Source organism: Bacillus sp. SIMBA_074, assembly GCF_046534555.1.
Classification (GTDB): Bacteria; Bacillota; Bacilli; order Bacillales; family Bacillaceae_G; genus Bacillus_A; species Bacillus_A mycoides.
Genome location: NZ_JAWRYM010000044.1, coordinates 14,825 through 35,504, shown reverse-complemented (window position 1 = coordinate 35,504; position 20,680 = coordinate 14,825). Strand labels below are relative to the sequence as shown.

The 20,680-nt window shown below is 35.1% G+C and carries 20 protein-coding genes; 15 read left to right on the top strand and 5 right to left on the bottom strand.

What is annotated here, in order from left to right; genetic code table 11:
• Positions 1 to 77: 77 nt before the first annotated feature.
• The 4 genes from SB773_RS28160 to deoD form a co-directional block, all read right to left on the bottom strand.
• A complete protein-coding gene (locus SB773_RS28160) occupies positions 78 to 272 on the bottom strand; it encodes a DUF3924 family protein (protein WP_002011737.1) in 195 nt (64 codons plus the stop codon).
• 120 nt (positions 273 to 392) lie between these two features.
• Positions 393 to 923 carry a tyrosine-type recombinase/integrase gene (locus SB773_RS28155; protein WP_000806230.1) on the bottom strand — a complete coding sequence of 177 codons (531 nt, stop codon included), beginning with the start codon at positions 921 to 923 and terminating at the stop codon, positions 393 to 395.
• Positions 924 to 1,030: 107 nt separating this feature from the next.
• Entirely contained in the window at positions 1,031 to 2,842 is a 1,812-nt protein-coding gene (locus tag SB773_RS28150) for a sensor histidine kinase (RefSeq protein WP_410593490.1), read from the bottom strand.
• Positions 2,843 to 2,998: 156 nt separating this feature from the next.
• A complete protein-coding gene (deoD, locus tag SB773_RS28145) occupies positions 2,999 to 3,706 on the bottom strand; it encodes a purine-nucleoside phosphorylase (protein WP_000110707.1) in 708 nt (235 codons plus the stop codon).
• Between the two features lie 173 nt (positions 3,707 to 3,879).
• Between deoD and SB773_RS28140 the strand changes: the two genes are divergently transcribed.
• The gene (locus tag SB773_RS28140) at positions 3,880 to 4,674 is read left to right on the top strand and encodes a hypothetical protein (protein WP_410593487.1); all 795 of its coding nucleotides are present in this window, start codon (positions 3,880 to 3,882) and stop codon (positions 4,672 to 4,674) included.
• 4 nt (positions 4,675 to 4,678) lie between these two features.
• On the opposite strand, the gene mprF is transcribed toward SB773_RS28140, so the two are convergent.
• Complete coding sequence (gene mprF / locus SB773_RS28135; protein WP_410593485.1) at positions 4,679 to 7,264, bottom strand: bifunctional lysylphosphatidylglycerol flippase/synthetase MprF; 2,586 nt, start codon at positions 7,262 to 7,264, stop codon at positions 4,679 to 4,681.
• 186 nt (positions 7,265 to 7,450) lie between these two features.
• Here mprF and SB773_RS28130 point away from each other — a divergent pair, with 186 nt between their 5' ends.
• From SB773_RS28130 to SB773_RS28065, 14 genes are all read left to right on the top strand, one after another.
• Complete coding sequence (locus tag SB773_RS28130) at positions 7,451 to 7,840, top strand: hypothetical protein (protein ID WP_131246003.1); 390 nt, start codon at positions 7,451 to 7,453, stop codon at positions 7,838 to 7,840.
• A gap of 22 nt (positions 7,841 to 7,862) precedes the next feature.
• Entirely contained in the window at positions 7,863 to 8,354 is a 492-nt protein-coding gene (locus tag SB773_RS28125; RefSeq protein WP_060751497.1) for a YpuI family protein, read from the top strand.
• Between the two features lie 106 nt (positions 8,355 to 8,460).
• The gene (locus SB773_RS28120) at positions 8,461 to 9,375 is read left to right on the top strand and encodes a superoxide dismutase (RefSeq protein WP_060751496.1); all 915 of its coding nucleotides are present in this window, start codon (positions 8,461 to 8,463) and stop codon (positions 9,373 to 9,375) included.
• A 112-nt stretch (positions 9,376 to 9,487) separates the two neighbouring features.
• The gene (locus tag SB773_RS28115; RefSeq protein WP_113733916.1) at positions 9,488 to 10,612 is read left to right on the top strand and encodes a D-alanyl-D-alanine carboxypeptidase family protein; all 1,125 of its coding nucleotides are present in this window, start codon (positions 9,488 to 9,490) and stop codon (positions 10,610 to 10,612) included.
• Positions 10,605 to 11,201, top strand: a complete 597-nt coding sequence (spmA, locus tag SB773_RS28110; protein WP_002086662.1) for a spore maturation protein SpmA — start codon at positions 10,605 to 10,607, stop codon at positions 11,199 to 11,201. The genes SB773_RS28115 and spmA overlap by 8 nt, the downstream gene beginning before the upstream one ends.
• Positions 11,198 to 11,728 carry a spore maturation protein SpmB gene (spmB, locus tag SB773_RS28105; RefSeq protein WP_002086660.1) on the top strand — a complete coding sequence of 177 codons (531 nt, stop codon included), beginning with the start codon at positions 11,198 to 11,200 and terminating at the stop codon, positions 11,726 to 11,728. The genes spmA and spmB overlap by 4 nt, the downstream gene beginning before the upstream one ends.
• Positions 11,729 to 12,016: 288 nt before the next feature.
• Positions 12,017 to 12,745 carry a 23S rRNA pseudouridine(2605) synthase RluB gene (rluB, locus tag SB773_RS28100; RefSeq protein WP_002030733.1) on the top strand — a complete coding sequence of 243 codons (729 nt, stop codon included), beginning with the start codon at positions 12,017 to 12,019 and terminating at the stop codon, positions 12,743 to 12,745.
• 94 nt (positions 12,746 to 12,839) lie between these two features.
• Complete coding sequence (resA, locus tag SB773_RS28095; RefSeq protein WP_002064495.1) at positions 12,840 to 13,361, top strand: thiol-disulfide oxidoreductase ResA; 522 nt, start codon at positions 12,840 to 12,842, stop codon at positions 13,359 to 13,361.
• A gap of 124 nt (positions 13,362 to 13,485) precedes the next feature.
• Complete coding sequence (resB, locus tag SB773_RS28090) at positions 13,486 to 15,102, top strand: cytochrome c biogenesis protein ResB (RefSeq protein WP_002135242.1); 1,617 nt, start codon at positions 13,486 to 13,488, stop codon at positions 15,100 to 15,102.
• A gap of 18 nt (positions 15,103 to 15,120) precedes the next feature.
• Positions 15,121 to 16,278 (top strand): cytochrome c biogenesis protein ResC, encoded by a 1,158-nt coding sequence (resC, locus tag SB773_RS28085; protein WP_002030737.1) that lies wholly within the window; start codon positions 15,121 to 15,123, stop codon positions 16,276 to 16,278.
• A 301-nt stretch (positions 16,279 to 16,579) separates the two neighbouring features.
• A complete protein-coding gene (gene resD, locus SB773_RS28080; protein ID WP_410593479.1) occupies positions 16,580 to 17,296 on the top strand; it encodes a DNA-binding response regulator ResD in 717 nt (238 codons plus the stop codon).
• Positions 17,296 to 19,071, top strand: coding sequence for a sensor histidine kinase ResE (resE, locus tag SB773_RS28075; protein ID WP_085963310.1), 1,776 nt, complete (start codon positions 17,296 to 17,298; stop codon positions 19,069 to 19,071). The genes resD and resE overlap by 1 nt, the downstream gene beginning before the upstream one ends.
• Positions 19,072 to 19,214: 143 nt before the next feature.
• Positions 19,215 to 19,796, top strand: a complete 582-nt coding sequence (locus SB773_RS28070) for a cob(I)yrinic acid a,c-diamide adenosyltransferase (RefSeq protein ID WP_113733915.1) — start codon at positions 19,215 to 19,217, stop codon at positions 19,794 to 19,796.
• Between the two features lie 85 nt (positions 19,797 to 19,881).
• On the top strand, positions 19,882 to 20,496 hold the full coding sequence (locus tag SB773_RS28065; protein WP_002141020.1) for a peptidoglycan DD-metalloendopeptidase family protein: 615 nt from the start codon (positions 19,882 to 19,884) through the stop codon (positions 20,494 to 20,496).
• Positions 20,497 to 20,680 lie beyond the last annotated feature (184 nt).

The following is a 20,680-nucleotide window of genomic DNA, read 5'->3' as shown; positions in this document are numbered from 1 at the left end:
ATCAGCTGTAAATTTAGCCATAGAAAAACTGCACCTCCAATTGTTAGACTGTGTCTAACAATTGGGGTGCAGTTCAATTACTGCTGTTCTTTTCCATTGATGATTTGTTGTAAATCAAAAGGAGTTATCGCTTGGATAAATTCCTTTGAGATAAGTGTTTGAACGAGAGTGCTTTCAGAAATTGTAGCACCTGTTTTCTTTTCATAAGATTTCTTTAATAAATCAAGTTTTTCAGCCGTTTCTTTCGGTAATTCAATTGTTAATGTGTTCATAATTTCTCCCCCTTACTATTAGAGTACCACTACAGTATAGGAGAGACAAGAAAAGAGAATATGAAACATAAAAAAGGTTACCAAATTTACAAATGGTAACCTTTTTATGTATAAGAGTTATTAAGCAATACCGATATACTTTAAAGTTTTGGATGGAGTACTGTGATCAAAGAAGTGTTGTAAAAATGCAATATCAACACCTGATTTGTATGCACAATAGCCCCAAGTTTTTCGAAGTGTATGTGAGCTAATCCCTTCTAATCCAACTTCTTTTGCAGCTTTGTTTAAAATGTACCATGCATGTTGTCTCGTAATAGACTTTGTTCCTTTTTGAGACTTTAATAATGGTTCATTACGTTTCCAAGTTTTACGTTCTTTCATGTAGTCTTCGATTGCGTGCTGTAAGTCTTCATTTACAGCAAACCATTTATGTTTCTTTACTTTTTCATTGTAAAATAAAATGGAATGGCGAACATTTTCGTCTTCATCGATTACATCACTAACTTTTAATTGTAAGATTTCACTTACTTTTAAGCCAGAATTTACAGCTAATACGAATAATAAGCCATCACGTTTCGAAGATTGTAAAAGTATATTTTTGATAGTTTCTAATTGTTTTTCATTTTGAATAGGTTGTCCTGCTTGTTTCATTTCACGCACTCTCCTCTTTTATATGTGTAAAGGAAAGGATTAACTTGTTTCTTACTATAAAGGGAGAGTGTGAATTTCATGTGAACTCCTAGTGAAATTAAGACAAATTATTTGACTTCTTTTACTTTTTGTAAATTAAAATAAAATACAACGCTATTAGTGGTATTATACACGCCGTATTCAGCGTGATGGAGATCTAAAATGTTTTTCACAATGGATAACCCAAGGCCAGTACCCCCAGTATGACGGCTACGAGAAGCGTCTAAACGGTAGAAGCGGTCCCAAATTTTTTCAAGGCTTTCTTCTGGAATAGGATTACCTGTGTTTTCAATTTTGATTTTCACTGTATCTTCCGTTTCTATAACAGAGACGTGTATTTTTTCACCATCTGGAGTATATCGAATTGCATTGCTAAGTAAGTTTACAACGACTTGCTCAATACGGCTACGATTTGCTTTAACAAATAGAGAAGAGTCAGCATGGATGTCCACTTGTAAATGTTTTTCCTCCATGCTAAATAATAATTTCGTATAGACTTGTTGAATTAATTCACCGATCGAGAATGTCGACATTTCTAGTTTGTACGTACCTGATTCTAGTTTTGCTAATTCTAACATTTCAACAATGAGCCTGTTCATATTATCTGTCTCTTCCAAAATAACATTTGTATAATATGTCGTATCTTTACTTACGCCATCTTGAATACCTTCAGCGAAGCTACGAATAACACTAAGTGGTGTTTTTAATTCATGAGATACACCAGAAATGAATTCTTTTCTCGTTTTTTCCAATTGACGTTCGCGTTCAATATCTTGTTGTAATTTTGTATTGGCAACATTTAATCGGTCGATTCGATCTTTTAAATTTACAGAGAGTGTATTAATACCACTTGATAACCCGCCAATTTCATCGTCTGCCGTAACAGGTAACTTCTCGCTAAAATCAAAGTTGGCCATTTTTTTTGTAACACGATTTATCTTAATTAATGGTTTAACAATGATTTTTGAGTAGTAGAAGGATAACAAAATAATAACGAGAAACACGATAATTAAGGCATAGACATAATAATCTTTTAAAACAAGCATCGCTTCATTAACAGGTTGTAAAGATGCTATCGCAAAAGCGTATTCTGTAATTTTTCCATTTTCCACAATAGGTTTTACAAAGATACTATTTTTTATATTCTCTCCACCATCTATTATATAAGTGTTTAATTGGTGTGAGTTAGCAGTGCCATTTCTAATAATCTCTGCAAAATATTGAACGGCTTGTAATGTTTCAAAATCATTTGCAAGACGAACATCTGCTTTGGATGGAAGCTGTAACTTAGATACGATACCAGTAAACTCAATTTGAGTCACAGTTTTGGATCGGCTTGTAAGTCTATTTTTAGCAGGGTTTCCATTAATGGATTGAAAATCTGAGTTGACATTTTCGTTTTGCCATCGATTATAGTTTGTTGTCAATTCTAGTGGTGTTATGGTGGAATCTTGTACAAAACCGACGACGTTTATCATCCCATCTTTTTTCAATCCTAAGTTTTCGAATTTATTATATTCTTCTGGCGTTAAAACATTATTGAGTGGAATGGAATATGCTTTATTATTTTTAGGATTAATTACATCAATGTAGAAATTATTGTCACTTTTAATAATGCCGTTCGTATTTAAAAACTGCATTTCAGCATTTGTTTTATCATGAAATTCTTGTTTTAGTTTTCGAATTTCCTCATAAGTTTTACCACTTTCTTCGTAAGTATTTACGAACTTCTCAAAAGCAGTTTGAACTGTTTTTACTTTTTTATTAATATAAAATTTCTCTAAAAATAGAGATTGTCCTAAGAAAAAAAGGAGGAATATGATTGTAAATAATGTTGATGTTAATAAAAATAGTTTAAAGACGATACTTCTGTTTTTCACTGCGTCACCTCTTGTGAGAAATACTGTAAATGATTTCTTAATTATAACAAACGTTACAAAAAAGTAGAGGAGAAAATCTGTCTCTTCTGAAAGTAGTTTTTAATAAAAAGTCACATAAAAAGAACTCGACAGACGTATGACGAGTTCTTTAATGTATTATTGTTGAATTGCTGCATCTAAAGCGATTTCAATCATTTCGTTAAATGTAGTTTGACGCTCTTCAGATGTTGTTTCTTCACCAGTGAAGATATGGTCGCTTACTGTTAATACAGATAATGCATTTACACCATATTTAGCTGCTAATGTGTAAAGAGCAGTCGTCTCCATCTCTACTGCTAATACACCGTAATCTCCAAGTTTTTTAACCATGTCCATGCTCTCACGATAAAATACATCTGCTGTTAATACGTTACCAACACGAACGTGTAATCCTTTTTCTGTTCCAGCATCGTAGGCTTTCTTTAAAAGATCAAAGTTTGCAGCAGGAGCAAAATCAAAACCCGGGAATGTTAAGCGATTCATATTAGAATCTGTACAAGCCGTCATCGCAATAATAACGTCACGTACCTTAACATCTTTTTGAATTGCACCACATGTCCCAACACGAATTAAATTTTTCACTCCGTAGCTTTGAATTAATTCGTTTACATAAATAGAAATAGAAGGAACACCCATGCCTGTACCTTGAACAGATACACGCTTTCCTTTGTAAGTTCCAGTGAAACCTAACATGCCACGCACGTTATTATAACAAGTAACATCCTCTAAAAATGTTTCAGCAATATATTTTGCACGTAATGGATCACCAGGTAATAGAATAGATTCAGCAATTTCGCCTTGTTTTGCTTCAATATGTACACTCATGAAAAATCCTCCTTATAATGTATTGATAGAAATCAATATCATTTGCATTATACACTACGACTCCTTTCAATTAAAATCTTTTTTATTTGTAATATGTGCAAAAGAGGAGGATTTCATAAATCATAATCTAGAATATATATTTAAGAGGTTTTGCATGGATAAAGAAAATAAAAATGGTAGGTGATATTTTGAAAAATCTTGTCATTGGGCTTATTGCACTAGTACTTATTGTGGCAGGAGGATTTTACATAAAAAAATATCAAGAAACTGTAGAAACGACCGGAGATGTTCAAGAAGTGAAATGGGATGTGAAGAATAAAGAAGGAAATGAAAAAGTCGATATTTCGTTTCAATTGCTCAATAAAATGAATAATGAAGTTCGTGGTGTGAACGATCAAATTCGAGCAGTGGTAGTGGATGGGAATTTGAAAAACATACAACAAACGAAGCCTATATTTGCTGGAAATGGATCGTATAAGCTATCTTCAGATGTAGCAAAAGGTGAAGAGTACACGATATTTTTGTATGAAGATGAAAACAAGTCCGTGGAATCATTTTCTAAGCAAGATTTTGGTGAAGAAAAAAAGGAGACAAACAAGGACAAGAATAAAAAGAAGCTACCTGTCGATACTGTACTTACAAAAAATATAGGAGAGCATCAAGTGTCTCTTTTATTTGGTGCATTACATCCGAATGAGGCAACGACATTAACATTTCAGTTTCAAGCGAAAGAGGGAGAAAAGCTGAAATTAAATTCAGGGAGAGGCGAAGTCAACGCGCTATATATCGTTAATGAAACGAGGGGACATTTTTTATATGCCATTCCTGTTGATACGGATGAGCAATTACAATATCGTATTACATTTCCAGAAGAAGGAACATATAAAATATGGGGGGATTTCTATATAAATGGTAAGAAGTATGAAAAGGAGTTTAGTATACAAGTGCAAAAACGAAAAAACAGCTAAGGACTTAGCTGTTTTTTCGTTTTCCTATTAATTTTGTTACAGAGAGCATTGTAATTGGTAAAGAATGATTCTTTCGAAATGCTAAATACTTTCCACTCCATGCAGGTTTGTATTTTTCTTTAAAATGTCGTAAACCGCTGAAGCTATATGTGTAACGAACGTTATTAAATATTGCAGCAGCAACTCGTTCAGACCAGAACGATTGCGTTGATAAACCGACATTTGAGAGTGGTGCCATACCAATATTAAAGGAATGGTATTCATTTTCTTTTGCCCAGTGGAATAAGTGGATAAAAATTGCATCCATAATTCCGCTAGGGGCATCTGGATAATAACGCATTAAATCAACAGATAATATACCACTTTGATATACTGGCATAAAGGTTGTGAATGCAATAATTTTTCCTTCTGCATCAGATAATGTAGCGATAGGGGCACGACTAATATACTCACGATCGAAGTACCCAAGTGAAAATCCTTTCTCTTTTTTTCCGCCGAGCCAAGCATCAGACACTTTCTTTAATTCCTCGTATAATTCGTCTGAGAATGGTGGCTCATGAATAGAGAATGTATAACCTTCTCGTTCAAAACGGTTGAAAGTGGCTCGCATACCAGCACGTTTCTTTCCTGTTATTGTAAACGTATTTAAATCAACGACAGCCTCTTCACCAAGTTTAAAGAAGTTGTAGCCAAAATCGTGGTATAAGCTCATCCATTTGCTTTCAATTTGATAGAATACGCAAATATACCCAAATCGATCAGCTTCAGTTAAAAATTCTTGCAACACAGTGCGGTAGGAGGATGGATCACCAATTGGATCACCTAGTACAACAAGACGTTTTCCAGTAATTGAAAAGAGAAGAAGTGCTTTTCCGTCACTACTGAAGAAGAACTGTTTATCTCCTAAAAAACCTAAATGACTAAGTACATTCCCGCCATGTTCATCTAAGAAGTTTTCTAACCTTTTATCATTAGCTGGTTGCCCGGGAAATTGACTACGGTAACGATTGGCAATTAGTGAGCCGATAAGTAAAAAAGTAGGAACGAAAAAGGCTGCTGCTAATGCACTTCGTTTAACTTGTGTAATATTTCGAACGACAAAATCAGGTTGGAACGCTTCTTTTGCACCCGCGAATAAAATACCTAAGTTTTTATATAAATATAGCGTAAGTAATAAGAAGATAAATACTTTTACGATATCAGAAAGTGAGACTTCCATTTTCTCGCGTATAAATCTTTTACGAAGCATATACAACACAGCAAGTACGATTAATAAAATAAAGGTTTCTTCAATGTCAATTCCTTTTAGGGTATTAAAGATTGCTGCTCCAATTAAAGAAACAATCGTCATATAGTAAGAACGCTTTGTTCCATAATATATGCCTCGCGAAAGAATCAGGAGGAGAATACCGAATGTTAATGATAAGCTAAAAGAAAATTGAATAAGGTGCTTTGGAGCTAAAATATGTAAGGCGTGAGCTCGATTTATACTAGTCGGTAAAATTGTTGATAGAATAACCATTAAGCCAGCGAATACTGTTAAAGCGGCGGATGCCCATGAACCTAATTTCCCTAAAAAATCACGTTGTAAAGTCCAAATTACACCAGTTGTTTCTAACGCAGGTGCAATAAATGGTTTATCTTCAATTTTTTTTATGGCAGCTCCTGTCATTTCAAAGGCTGCAAAAATGAGACCTAGGCAGAATGGTAAGATGTAATAGACAAGTCGGTATAATAACATAGCAGGTAGTAATACGCCTGTATCAACGCCGTATTGTCCTAGTCCAGTTAAGAAAACAAGGTCAAATGAACCAAGGCCACCAGGAACAAGACTTACGACACCAGCTAAAGCAGCAATTACGTAAACACCTAAAAACTTTTGAAATTCGATATCAATTCCAAACAATATTAAAATGACGTACATAACGATACCGGCAGATACCCACTCGACTAATGAAACTAATGAATATAAAACAGTTGGATTTTTCTCTTCTTCTTCTTCCTCTTGTCCGTCTAGCTGTTTTGTTTTTCTATTTTTAATTTTAGAAAACCCAATATATATAGGAACGAAAAGAGCAAAGAAGATAAGAACAGGCCATAACCACGGTTTTTCGTGCAGAATAAAACTAGTGTCTAATATTCCAATAAGGCCGAGGAATGACAGAATGGCTAATCCGTTAATAAAAGCGGTTGTCATCCAAGCAATACTTTTAATAAGTTTTCCATTATCTTTTATATGCGGACGATATAGCATTGTACGTACACCGGCACCAACAAGACCACCAAAACCGATAAATCCATTTAAAGTGTTGGCAATCCATGAGATGCGGAAGATCTTTTGTACAGGTATATCTGCTTTTAAGTAACGAAGCATAACAAAGTCATAAAAGAACATTGTTGAAACGGCAAATGCACCGAGTGTAATCGCTAAAAATACCCCATCAGTTGGAATGTTTTTAATTGTTTCAATTGCTTCTAAAAAAGAAATGCCTGCTAATTCTTTTTTAGCTTGAAAGAAAACAATTGTTAAGACAACAAAGGGGAAGATTATTTTCCCGATTTGTAAGAAACGTTTCCATGAAAACGACATAAATACAACTCTCCTTGTGTAAGAAAACTGAGACAATAATATTATTATGACAAACTTCAAGAAAAATAAAAAGGTAAATTCCTGTATAGGGAAGCTATTTTTTATATAGGTTATATTTAAAAGAATATTTCGTTTATTAGAAAATTGAGTTAAGATAAGGTGAAAGAAGGAAGAGAGGGGAAGTAGATGATTATAATAGGTTATGCAGGATATGAGTTAGAAAAAGCAAAACCGAATACATCAGAAGATTTTTTTAATAGATCTGAAGTAACATATATATTAAATAATCAAGAGAAAACCTTTTCTGTCTTATATGTTCGATATTTTGAAGAAATTTTACAAGAAATTATCCCTTTTGAAGGAAATCCAGTTTATAAAGTAGAAGAACAAGACGTATATTTACGAGATATTGTAGCGATCGCTTGTTTAGTGAAAGATAAAGAGCTACGCGCGCAGAAGCGCTTGTATCTCAATGAAGTAACAGACTTTCAACGATACTTTGATGAGGAAACAGTGGTGAAAGTACAAGAAATATTAGCTGAATTACATAAAAATAAAAGAGTAGAAATAGCGTAAAACGGCAAAGGAGAGAGAAGCCATGTCTAATTTGATGGTTGAAAATCAAACAGAACAAGTTTCTATATTTTTAGAAGATGTAATTTCCTTGATAACTAATTATGTAAATTATCATACGTTACCTTCTTTATTGGAGGAGGCACCAACAGGAAACGAGCAATACTATAAAGGAATATTAGCATCAATAAGAAGACTTCTTGTTTTTTGTGAAGAAGGACTTGATGCATGTTTTGTTTTGTTGAATAGCCAACCATTTCGAAAGACCGCAGCTGAAAAAGTTTTATATAAGATTTACCATCAAGTAATTGCAGAGTTTTTTTCGCCAAAGAATGATCATTGGTATGAAAATAGTCGTTCTGCTTATACAGGGAAAAATTCTATTGTTTTTCAGCAAAGCCCCCCTGGATCTATAGAACGAATGATGAAGGATTTAGAAGGGAAATTTCAATTGATGCGTGAAGAACTAGAATATTATGAGACAGATTACCAAACAAAAATGTTGCACAAATATTAATTAAGGAAAAGAAGCTAAGGACACTTAGCTTCTTTTCCGTTTGTCCAGTTATATAAGGGATTTTAATTGAATATAGTTAAAGTGGGTAGCATCAAGGAGGTGTGACATGAGTCAGCAAGGTGTATTTACAGATTACTTTCATGAAGTAGAGAGCTGGTGTGAAAGTGTTCTTCAAGTATTAGATAGCCGTGCAATGGAAGTGTATGATGTCCATATGCTTGCTTATAAAATTCAAACTTTATTAGAGCGTATGAAAGAGCATGAATACGACACAGATGCCGAGTTTATGTATGAAATAAGTGAGGATGTAGAACATATTCAACACCATTTACAGGAAGTATTTATGCAAGAAGGAGAGGAATATGAACTATGTGAAAGAGGGGATAGCGAACGAGCTGTTCCGATTGGGGGGCATACCCTTCCGCCATTACCTTATCCATATAATGCGCTAGAACCGTACATTTCACGAGAAATTATGATGTTACACCATGATAAACATCATCGTAGTTACGTGGAAGGATTAAATAAAGCAGAGAAGATGATGGAAGAAGCGAGAAAAACAAATCAATTTGATTTAATTAAGCATTGGGAAAGAGAAGCGGCTTTTCATGGATCAGGTCATTACTTACACACGATATTTTGGAATAACATGAAAAAAGATGGTGGTGGGGGTCCACGAGGGGCATTATCACAAGAAATTGAGAAGGATTTTGGGAGTTACTTACGTTTTCAAAAACATTTTACAGAGGCGGCTTCGAAAGTTGAGGGGTCTGGATGGGCAATTCTTGTGTGGGTGCCTCGGTCGGGAAGGTTAGAAATTTTGCAAAGCACGCTTCATCAATTGTTTACACAGTGGGATACGATACCGCTCCTTGTACTGGATGTATGGGAACATGCGTATTATTTACAATATCAAAATCGAAAAGATGAATATATTAAAAATTGGTGGAATGTTGTAAATTGGCCAGATGTAGAAAAGCGATTTGAAATTGCGAAGCAAGTTGAATGGACACCGTATTAGACGCATATCCCATGCGTCTTTTTTAGTGGAGGTGGAAGGAAGATTTCGTTCATATTTTAAAAGGCCAAGCATAAACTTGTACAAAAAGTGCCAAAAGGACGTGGGGGGAAATATGAGACGAATTTGTATAATAATTACGCTAATTATAATGTACGCAAGCGTTATGCCGATTCCTACATATGCAAAAATGAACGGTGGTGTCAGTGCTCGTAACGCAGTCTTAATGGAACAACAATCCGGTCGTGTGCTATATGGAAAATTAGAACATGAGCCACAAAAAATTGCTAGTATAACAAAAATTATGACAGCATTGTTAGCTGCTGAATCAGGAAAAATGAAAGAGCTAGTATCGGTTAGTAATGAAGCGGTACGAGTAGAAGGGTCGGCAATTTACTTAAAACCTGGACAAAAAGTGAAGTTAGAAGATTTAGTTTACGGATTAATGCTTAGATCTGGTAATGATGCAGCACAAGTAATTGCTGAAAATGTGGGAGGGAGTATAGAAGGGTTCGTATATTTAATGAATGAAAAGGCGAAAGAAATTGGAATGAAAGATACGCATTTCTCAAACCCGCATGGCTTGGATGGGGATGGATCACATTATTCGTCGGCTTATGACATGGCATTATTAACGAAATATGCAATGGGGAACGAGACCTTTAAGGAGATTTTTGGAACAAAAACGTATAAATCGGATTCTTGGGATTATCCGTGGAAAAATAAACATAAGCTTGTGACATCTTATTATGAATTTGCAACAGGGGGAAAGACAGGTTTTACGAAGAAAGCAGGACGGACGCTTGTCACAACAGCTTCAAAAGATGGACTAGATTTAATTGTCGTAACTTTGAGTGCTTCTAGTGACTGGGATGATCATATGAATTTGTTTGATAAAGGCTTTGAACGCTATAAGCAAGCGAAAGTTTTAGGACAAGGCGCACTCGCTGAAATAAATGAAAAGAAATATGCCAATCATGTTTATACGAAAAATAGTTTTTCTGTACCTTTAACTGAAGAGGAAAGAAAGAGCGTGTTATTGAAAGTTGAGCTCGACAAAAGTGCAAAACTTACGGATGGAGTAAAGGTTGGGAAGACAGAAATTTATGTAGGGAACGAGAAAGTTGGAGAACGCAATTTGTTTTACAGTAAACGAAAGTTAGTAGCTACAACGGGATTGTATTGGAATAACGTAAAAGAAATCTTCTCTTACATGATAGGTGTTGGGATAGATGGTTAATCTCGTATGGGCAGCGATGGCAGTTATAGGGATTGTGTATGCCATGATAAATGGAACGATGGAAGAAGTGACCAAAGCAGTGTTTGAAGGGTCAAAAGATGCTGTAACGATTTGTATTGGACTTATTAGTGTTTTAGTATTTTGGCTCGGTTTAATGAAAATTGCTGAGGAAGCTGGATTGTTAAAGAAGTTAGTATCACTTTTTATGCCGATAGTAAAAAGATTATTTCCAGAAATACCGAAGGATCACCCGTCAATGGGATTCATTTTATCAAATATGATGGCGAACTTTTTTGGGTTAGGTAATGCAGCAACACCTTTAGGTATTAAAGCAATGGAACAACTGAAAGAGTTAAATGGTGGAAAGGATTCAGCAAGTCGTTCTATGGTGACGTTTCTAGCATTAAATACTTCAGCGATTACATTAATTCCGACTACTGTCATTTCGATTCGAATGACTTATGAATCAGCAAACCCTACTGAAATCGTTGGCGTAACATTTATAGCACAAGTGTTATCGATGATTGGAGCGATTTGGATTGACCGCTATTTTTACCGGAGAAGGAGTAGAAAGGGGCGGAAAAAATGAGTATTGTAAATACAATTTCATTATGGGTAATTCCTTGTGTAATTGGTTTTATCCTTTTGTATGGCACGATAAAGAAAGTTCCAACGTACGAATCGTTCGTTGAGGGCGGAAAAGAAGGGATTCAAATTGCGGTTTCCATTTTGCCGTTTATGGTTGGAATGCTTGTATCTATTTCTATTTTCCGGGCATCAGGTGCTTTAGATGCGATGATATCGGTAATGAAGCCGATGTTAGACTTTATTCATGTACCAGCCGAAATCGTTCCACTTGCACTTATACGTCCGATTTCGGGATCTGCTGGTTTAAGTATTACGACCGACTTAATCGCTACATATGGGCCAGACTCGTTTATTGGTAGGTTAGCTTCAACGATGCAAGGTAGCACAGATACGACTTTTTATATATTAACAGTATACTTTGGGGCTGTCGGTATTAGAAAAATGGGAGATGCATTAAAGGTAGGACTTTTTGCAGATTTAATCGGAATTATTTGTTCAATTGTGTTTGTTTCCCTATTGTTTCGGTAATGCTATTCATTTTTTGCGCTATTTAGCTTATAATACGTATACGACCACTATTAACGTGTAGTTTAATAGTGGTTTTTTTATGCGGTGTTTTTGACAAAATGATGAACTTTTATCGTGGACAACATGAAAAAGTGTAAACAATAATAAAGGGTGAAAACGTGATATGCCTTTAGACGTTTATCATCATTGCTATGTTGTTAAAGATAGGCGAAGTAAATGGCATAAAGCTTAGGCGGTTGCCAAGTCTTTCTAATGTAAGGTAAGATAAATTTGAGGTGAAAAAAAGAAATGGAACGATTACAAAAAGTGATTGCGCAAGCAGGTATTGCATCGAGAAGAAAGGCTGAGGAATTAATTCAGCAAGGGAAAGTGAAAGTTAATGGGAAAATAGTGAAGGAGTTAGGAACAAAAGTAACTCCTCAAGATAAAGTGGAAGTAAATAACATCCCTCTTGAAAAAGAAGAACCTGTTTATTTTTTACTATATAAACCAACTGGTGTAATTTCAAGTGTATCAGATGATAAAGGAAGAAATGTTGTAACAGACTTTTTCCCTGAAATTAGACAACGTTTATTCCCAATCGGACGCTTAGATTATGATACGTCTGGCGTATTATTGATGACAAATGATGGTGAATTTGCAAATGTATTAATGCATCCGAGATATAAAGTTGAAAAAACGTATGTTGCGAAAATTAAAGGGCCATTAACAGGTGAGAAAATTCGCATGTTAGAACGAGGTGTTGCATTAGAAGATGGGAAAACAGCACCAGCACAAGCGAAAATTATTTCTTGGGACAAGCGTAAAGAGATGGCAATTGTACAATTAACGATTCATGAAGGACGTAACCGTCAAGTACGCCGCATGTTTGAAGCGTTAGATTGTAAAGTAATGAAATTAAAACGTGAACGGTATGCCTTTTTAGAAGTGGGTAGCTTGCGTCCTGGCGATGCAAGAGAATTGACACCACATGAGGTGAAACAATTACGTGCATTGGCTTCTACAAAGCCTCGCTAATCTATATTGTGAAACTTTCACCAGTGGAATGCTCCGCTGGTGATTTATTAAAAAATACATATATTTATCACTCGTCGAAGAGAGGGGAGACAACATGAAAAAAAATCGCTTATTATTTCGTGTTATCATTTTGCTCATTTTAAGCGGTGCGGTAGGGTTTACGCTATATCAAGGATTTTTTACTGATAAAGAGAAAATGCAAATTGGAAAAGAAGCACCTAACTTTGTTGTAACTGATTTAGAAGGAAAGAATATTGAATTAAAAGATTTAAAGGGAAAAGGTGTATTTTTAAATTTTTGGGGAACTTGGTGTAAACCTTGTGAAAAAGAAATGCCTTATATGAATGAGTTATATCCGAAATATAAAGAAAAAGGCGTTGAAATTATTGCCTTAGATGCAGATGAAACGGATATCGCAGTGAAGAACTTTGTGAAACAATATGATTTGAAATTCCCAGTTGCAATTGATAAAGGGCAAAAGATCATAGGTACATATGGAGTGGGACCATTACCAACAACCTTTTTAATTGATAAAGAAGGCAAAGTAGTAGAGCAAATTATAGGTGAGCAAACGAAGGAACAATTGGAAGAGTACTTAAAGAAAATCACTCCATAATTAAGAAAGCCTTTACATAAGAGGTGCTTACGTATAGCGCCTTCGCTTTAAAAATTCTGAGTATTGTGGTAACTCTAGGCTGGAATATACAATAGTACATATAGATAAAAGGGCGGTGAGAGCTTTGAAAGAAATTAAGTGTGAATGTGGACATGTTAATCCGATAGGAACCATTTTTTGTGAAGCATGTGGGAAACCATTTGAAAGTAATGAAAATATAAAATTATTGGATATGAGATATGAGGGGAGTGCTCGGAGATCTCTCACACATACAAAAACGATAGTCGATAAAATTTGGAGTTTTTTCTCTTCTGTAAAAGTAGGTGTATGGTTAATCGTAATAACTTTAGCTTCATCGGCAATAGGAACTATTTTTCCCCAAGAAATGTACATAACTCCAGGAATCGAACCAGCTGAATATTATAAGACCGAGTATGGATTTTTAGGACAATTATACTATCAATTAGGATTTAATAATTTATATGGATCATGGTGGTACATGATTTTAATTGCTTCCATTGGTATTTCACTTGTTATATGTAGTTTAGACCGTGTCATTCCTCTTTATAAAGCTTTAAAAAAACAAGGGGTGAAAAGACACCCAAGTTTTTTGAAAAGACAGAGAGTGCACGGGACTGGTACGCCGCATGAAGGTGACTTAGAACGAGTTCAAATTAATTTAAAGAAACGTAATTATAATGTAAAAGTGGAAGACGGGAACGTTTTAGCGGAAAAGGGACGTTTTTCACGTTGGGGTCCATATGTAAACCATATTGGTCTTATTATCTTTCTATTCGGTGCAATGCTACGTTTTTTACCGAGTATGTATGTAGATGAAGCACTTTGGTTACGTGACGGTGAAACGAAAGAAATACCAGGAACAGATGGTCAATACTATTTGAAAAACGAAAAGTTTATCAAGGAAGTTTATGATAAGAGTAAGGATAAAGAAGTTTTTGATGAAGCAATTGATCGTGTTGGTGATAAAATGATTGCGAAAAACTTCCAAACAAATGCTGTATTATATAAAGCGGTAGGAGAAAATATAGCGGGTCAAAAACCAAAATTAGAAAAGGTAAAAGAAGCTGAAATTCGAGTGAATGAGCCACTGAAATTTGATCAATTTGCTGTTTATCAAGTGGATTACAAAGAAAGTGAATTTAAAAGCATGTCTTTCCATTTGCAAAACAAAGAAAATAATCAAAAGTTGGGACCAATTAAAGTAGATTTAGCGAATCCTACAGAAAAATATGATTTAGGAAATGGGTATTCTCTAGAACTATTAAGCTATTTTCCTGATTTTTATTTTGATGAGAATGGAAGGCCGAATACGAAAACAAAATTACCGAATAATCCTGCATTCGTCTTTAAAATGTTTACCCCGGAAACACCAGATGGTGAAGTTAGTTTCGTCGGTATTCAGCAAAACATAGAGCCTGACGGGAATAATAAATATAAAATGTCATTTGCAGGTGTGGAAATGCAAAATGCAACAGCTCTTACAGTAAGAAAAGATTTGACGCTTTGGATTCTCGGTATTGGAGGATTTATATTTATGGTTGGTGTGATTCAAGGTATGTATTGGAACCATCGCCGTATTTGGATACAACGTGTTAATGATGAATGGTGGGTTGCAGGCCATACGAATAAAAATTGGTTCGGCTTAAAGAAAGATATTGAAAGAGTACTAGAAGGAACAGCGATTCCACAACCACACGATAAAATGAATGAAAAAAATTAGTTAAGGTGGGGAAACGATATGGTACAAATAAGTAGTAATTTTCTGTTCGCGGCGTTTATCTTATATTTAATTGCAACTTTATTTTTTGGAGGAGCAATTAAAGAAAAAGGTAACAAGTGGGCAAATATAGGTATAACTATAACAATTTTGGGGTTTATTGCACAAATAGTATATTTTGTTACAAGATGGATCGCATCAGGACATGCACCGGTTAGTAACTTTTTTGAATTTGGTACATTTTTTGGCATGATGCTTGTGGGAGCTTTTATCATTATGTACTTTGTATATCGTGTAAGTATTATTGGTTTATTTGCTTTACCGGTAGCTCTTTTATTAATCGCTTATGCAAGTATGTTCCCGAGAGAAATTTCGCCGCTTATACCATCTTTAAAGAGTAATTGGCTACATATTCATGTAACGACAGCGGCAGCGGGACAAGCAATATTAGCAATTAGTTTTATTACAGGCGTAATGTATTTACTGAAAAATGTAGATCAATCAACAAGAAGTAAGCGTACATTTTGGTTAGAGACAGTAGTTTTCACACTTGTTTGTACAGTTGGGTTTATTGGAATAACAACGGTATTTTCTAGTATGAAATACGAAGCGAAGTTTCAATGGATTGATAAAAATGAACAACAAGTTGAAATGAAGTATAATCTCCCTGCTTTAGTTGGACCGCATGAAGGGAAGTTAATGACAGAAAATAAATTAGAGCCAACAGTTGAAGTTCCAGCGATTGTAAATGCGAAAAAATTAAATACTGTTATTTGGTCAGTGTTAGTGGGAACGCTACTTTATATTGTATTAAGACTTGTTTTACGTAAGCGAGTGTCAGCGGCACTTCAGCCGTTAGTAAAGAATACGAATAGTGATTTATTAGATGAAATCGGATATCGTTCTATTGCGATAGGATTCCCGGTGTTTACATTAGGAGCATTAATCTTTGCAATGATCTGGGCTCAAATCGCTTGGACGCGCTTTTGGGGTTGGGATCCAAAAGAAGTTTGGGCGCTTATTACTTGGCTCTTTTATGCTGCGGTATTACATTTACGTTTATCTAAAGGATGGCATGGAGAAAAATCCGCCTGGCTTGCAGTGATTGGTTTTGCAATCATTATGTTTAACTTTATTGTAGTAAACTTAATTATCGCGGGTTTACATTCATATGCATAGAGAAATAAAATAGGAGAGTGTATGTCACTTTCCTATTTTATTTTTGTCAAATTTTCTTCTTTTTTGAGAAAAACATGACAAAGTAGCGGTTGATTCTGTAAAATGATGTCGAGGACCAAATATACTGTTCAAAAAAAATACATAGTTTTGGAAAAAAAATGAACAAACTTTATTATTCTTGTGAAGCATAATATGGGAAGTGGAACGTTAAAAAATGCTTAATTAAACGAGGATAGGTGCAACATTATATTGTAGAAGGGTAGGTGTAAACCGTTGTGGTAAAAGTACGCAGCGGGTAGAAATGGAAAATGAATCAAGAATTTTAATTGTAGACGATGAGGATCGTATTCGTCGTTTATTAAAGATGTATTTAGAAAGAGAGCAATACACAATTGAAGAAGCGGATAATGGTGATACAGCTTTAGAAAAGGCGTTACAAAATGATTATGATTTAATCCTACTGGATATTATGATGCCTGGTAAAGATGGTATCGAAGTGTGTAAAGGGATTCGTGAGAAGAAAGCGACGCCAATTATTATGCTGACAGCAAAAGGTGAAGAAGTAAATAGGGTACAAGGGTTTGAAGTTGGAACTGATGATTATATTGTAAAGCCGTTTAGCCCGCGTGAAGTAGTACTTCGTGTGAAAGCGGTATTACGCCGCGCTGTACCAACGACATTCTTTACACAAGATACAACGACGAAAGATGTTACTGTTTTCCCTCATTTAACAATTGATAATGATGCGCACCGCGTTACAGCGGATGGTAATGAAGTAAACTTAACACCGAAAGAATATGAATTACTATTATTCTTAGCGAAATCCCCGGATAAAGTTTTTGACCGTGAGCAATTGTTAAAAGAAGTATGGCAATATGAGTTCTTCGGAGATTTACGTACAGTTGATACGCATGTAAAGCGTTTACGTGAAAAGTTAAGTAAACAATCACCAGATGCAGCGAAAATGATTGTTACCGTTTGGGGCGTAGGTTACAAGTTTGAGGTTGTGAACGACTGATGCTTTGGAGAAGTGTAGTAGGGAAGTTATGGATGACCATATTACTTCTCGTTTCGTTTGTTCTTGGATTTGTTGCTATTTTACTTTCACAGTTTTTTAGAACGTATTATGTTGATATGAGTGAAGCTAGGCTTCAGAAAGTTGCAACAAGTGTCACGGAATTAATTGAAGAAGGTGCCGATGTAAAAACGATTGAGGATATTGCTTACAAATTTTCTGATCCACTTTCAAGGATTATCATTGTAGAAGACGGTAAGGAAATTTCTTCTTCGCCGAAACAAGAAGGATTAGTTACTCTTACAATAGATGATTTGAAAAATGATAAAGAATTAGCAGCTGTTTTTACAGATAAAAAGGATATTAAGAATAATATTAGAAAAGCTTCTAATAGTAGGAAGAATAAAAATACTGAAAATGATATTATGATCGTCGGGAAACCAGTACAGTCAAAAAATCAAAGTGCAGTGTTTGTATATGAATCATTGCAAGTTCCAATACAAGGTATGGAGAGAACGACTGATTTTATTTTCTTATCAGCCGGGATTGCGATTATTTTAACAACTTTCTTTGCATTTTTCTTATCTACTCGAATTACGGCACCGCTTCGTAAAATGCGTGAGGTTGCATTTGAGGTAGCACGCGGGAAATTTGATACGAAAGCCCCTATGGTGTCGCAGGACGAAATTGGTGAGCTTGCAACTGCTTTAAATCAAATGGGGAAACAGTTGAAGTTTAATATGAATGCCCTGCAGCAAGAAAAAGAGCAGTTAGCTAGCATTTTGAGTAGTATGGCAGATGGTGTTGTTACGTTAAATCAAGAAGGTGAAGTCGTTGTTATCAACCCACCCGCAGAACACTTCTTACAAGTTTGGCAAGAAGAAAAAGAAGTAGAGTTAATTAAAAAACTGCCTTCTGAACTTGTTGAACTATTCCATCTCGTTGTAGAAAGTGAGCAACAACAAGTTGTTGAAATTAATTTGCAAAAAGGTAACTACGTAGTTCTTATGACACCGCTTTACAATCAAACAAAAATTCGTGGAGCTGTAGCAGTATTGCGAGATATGACGGAGGAGCGTCGTCTTGAGAAAATGCGTCAAGACTTTATTGCGAATGTATCACATGAACTTCGTACACCGATGGTAATGCTTCAAGGATATAGTGAAGCAATTTTAGATGATATTGTGCAAACGAAAGAGGAAATTAATGAGTTTGTTCAAATTATTTATGATGAATCTGTTCGTTTAGGTAAACTTGTAAATGAGTTATTAGATTTAGCCCGTATGGAAAGTGGACATGTAGAGTTACATATAGGTGAAGTAGATATTCATCCATTTGTCGAAAAAATTGGCCGTAAATTCCAGGGGATTGCAAAGGATAAAGAAGTCCAATTAACAGTGGATTTCCAAAGTCCAATTGAACAATATCCGTTTGATGCAGACCGTATGGAACAGGTACTGACGAATTTAATTGATAATGCAATCCGTCATACAAATGCAGGTGGACATGTTACACTTGTAATTAATACGAAAAATAGTGGCCTTACTTTCGAAGTGCAAGATTCAGGTGCTGGTATTCCAGAAGAAGATATTCCGTTCTTGTTCGATCGATTCTATAAAGCTGATAAAGCGAGAACGCGAGGGAAAAAAGTTGGAACAGGACTCGGGCTTGCGATTGCTAAAAATATTGTTCAAGGTCATGACGGGAAAATTTCTGTATCAAGTGTCGTTGGAGAAGGAACTACATTCTCTGTATATTTACCAAATCGTATAATTTAGATATATATGTTTTTTAAAAATTGATCATGAATAAAAGCTTTACTGTTTTTTTATTTTTTTGTAAGTGCAATTAAATAAAGAATGGTAGAGTTTTTTTTCTTTAATAATCAGAATGAAAATAAAAAGAGAGGTGTCATAATGAAATGAAACTTTATACAAAAACAGGTGATAAAGGGGAAACGAGTGTCATAGGTGGCCGAGTGGATAAAGATCATATACGTGTAGAAGCTTATGGAACAATTGATGAGGCGAATTCTCATATCGGATATGCCATGTCTAAATTACAAGAGGAATGTTTTCGTAATATTTATAACGAACTTGAAAATATTCAACATGAACTATTTGATTGTGGAGGGGATTTAGCAATAGTAGAGAAGAAAATCCCTTATAAAGTAACGATAGAGATGGTCGAGTATTTAGAGAGACGAATTGATTCGTATACAGAAGAAGCGCCGCCTTTAGAGCGTTTTATTTTACCAGGCGGTAGCGAGGTATCGGCTGCACTACACATTGCACGTACAGTTATAAGAAGAGCAGAACGTTGTATAGTGTCATTGCAAAAAGAAGGAGAAACCAATGAAATTGTTCTAAAGTATATAAATAGGTTATCTGATTATTTATTTGCGCTTGCTAGAGTAATAAATGCGCGTTTACAAGTGAAAGATGTGGAGTATAACCGCAGTGCACTTGTTTTTCGTAATAAAGAAGAGAAGGAAGTGGAGTAATACACTTTCTTTTTTTTGTATACTTTTTTCTGTAATATCCCACAATAGAGAAGGTATGACGGTTATTAGAAAACGGAGGATGTATATGAAAGCGTTAAAATGTGGCGTGGTGATATTGAGTGTATTATTTTTATCTCAATTACATGTTTACGCTGAAGGGAATCAGTGGATATGGCCTGTTGATGGGCAGATAAGTGATTATTTTGGGACAAGACATGGGAAACACTATGGTATTGATATAGCTGCGCCTATTGGAACGCCTGTTGCAGCTATTCAAAATGGTAAGGTGACAAAGTCTTATTTTTCAAGTAGTTATGGAAATGTTGTGTTTATTAAACATGGAGAATATGAGGCTGTTTATGCGCATTTAAATAAGAGATATGTAGTTCAAGGTGATAACATTTCAAAAGGAGAGCTAATTGGAGAGGTAGGGAATACAGGAGAATCGCGAGGAGCACATTTACATTTAGAAGTGCATCAAGGGAGATGGACGATGGAGAAAAGGAATGCGATGAATCCGTTGCTTGTTTTAAATGAACAAAAAAATCAAGTTGTGTCATCATCACTATATATTGTACAAAAAGGTGATACTTTAGTTGGTATTGCCCGGAAATTTAGTATGACAGTTGAGGAAATTAAAGTGAGGAATGGATTGCGACAAGAGCAAATCTATCCGAACCAACAACTATACGTCAAGTAAAGGCAACGTCTCAAAAGCATAACTTTTGAATAAATTTATTTTTTTCTTATTTAAGATTGCGATAGTAAATGAAATTATATCGACAAAAATTTATATCGAACATAGCTATTATTATATCGACATTTCGACAAGAAATGTCGACTAACAATAAAATGCGACAGTAAGAGCAACCTATTCCTAACGA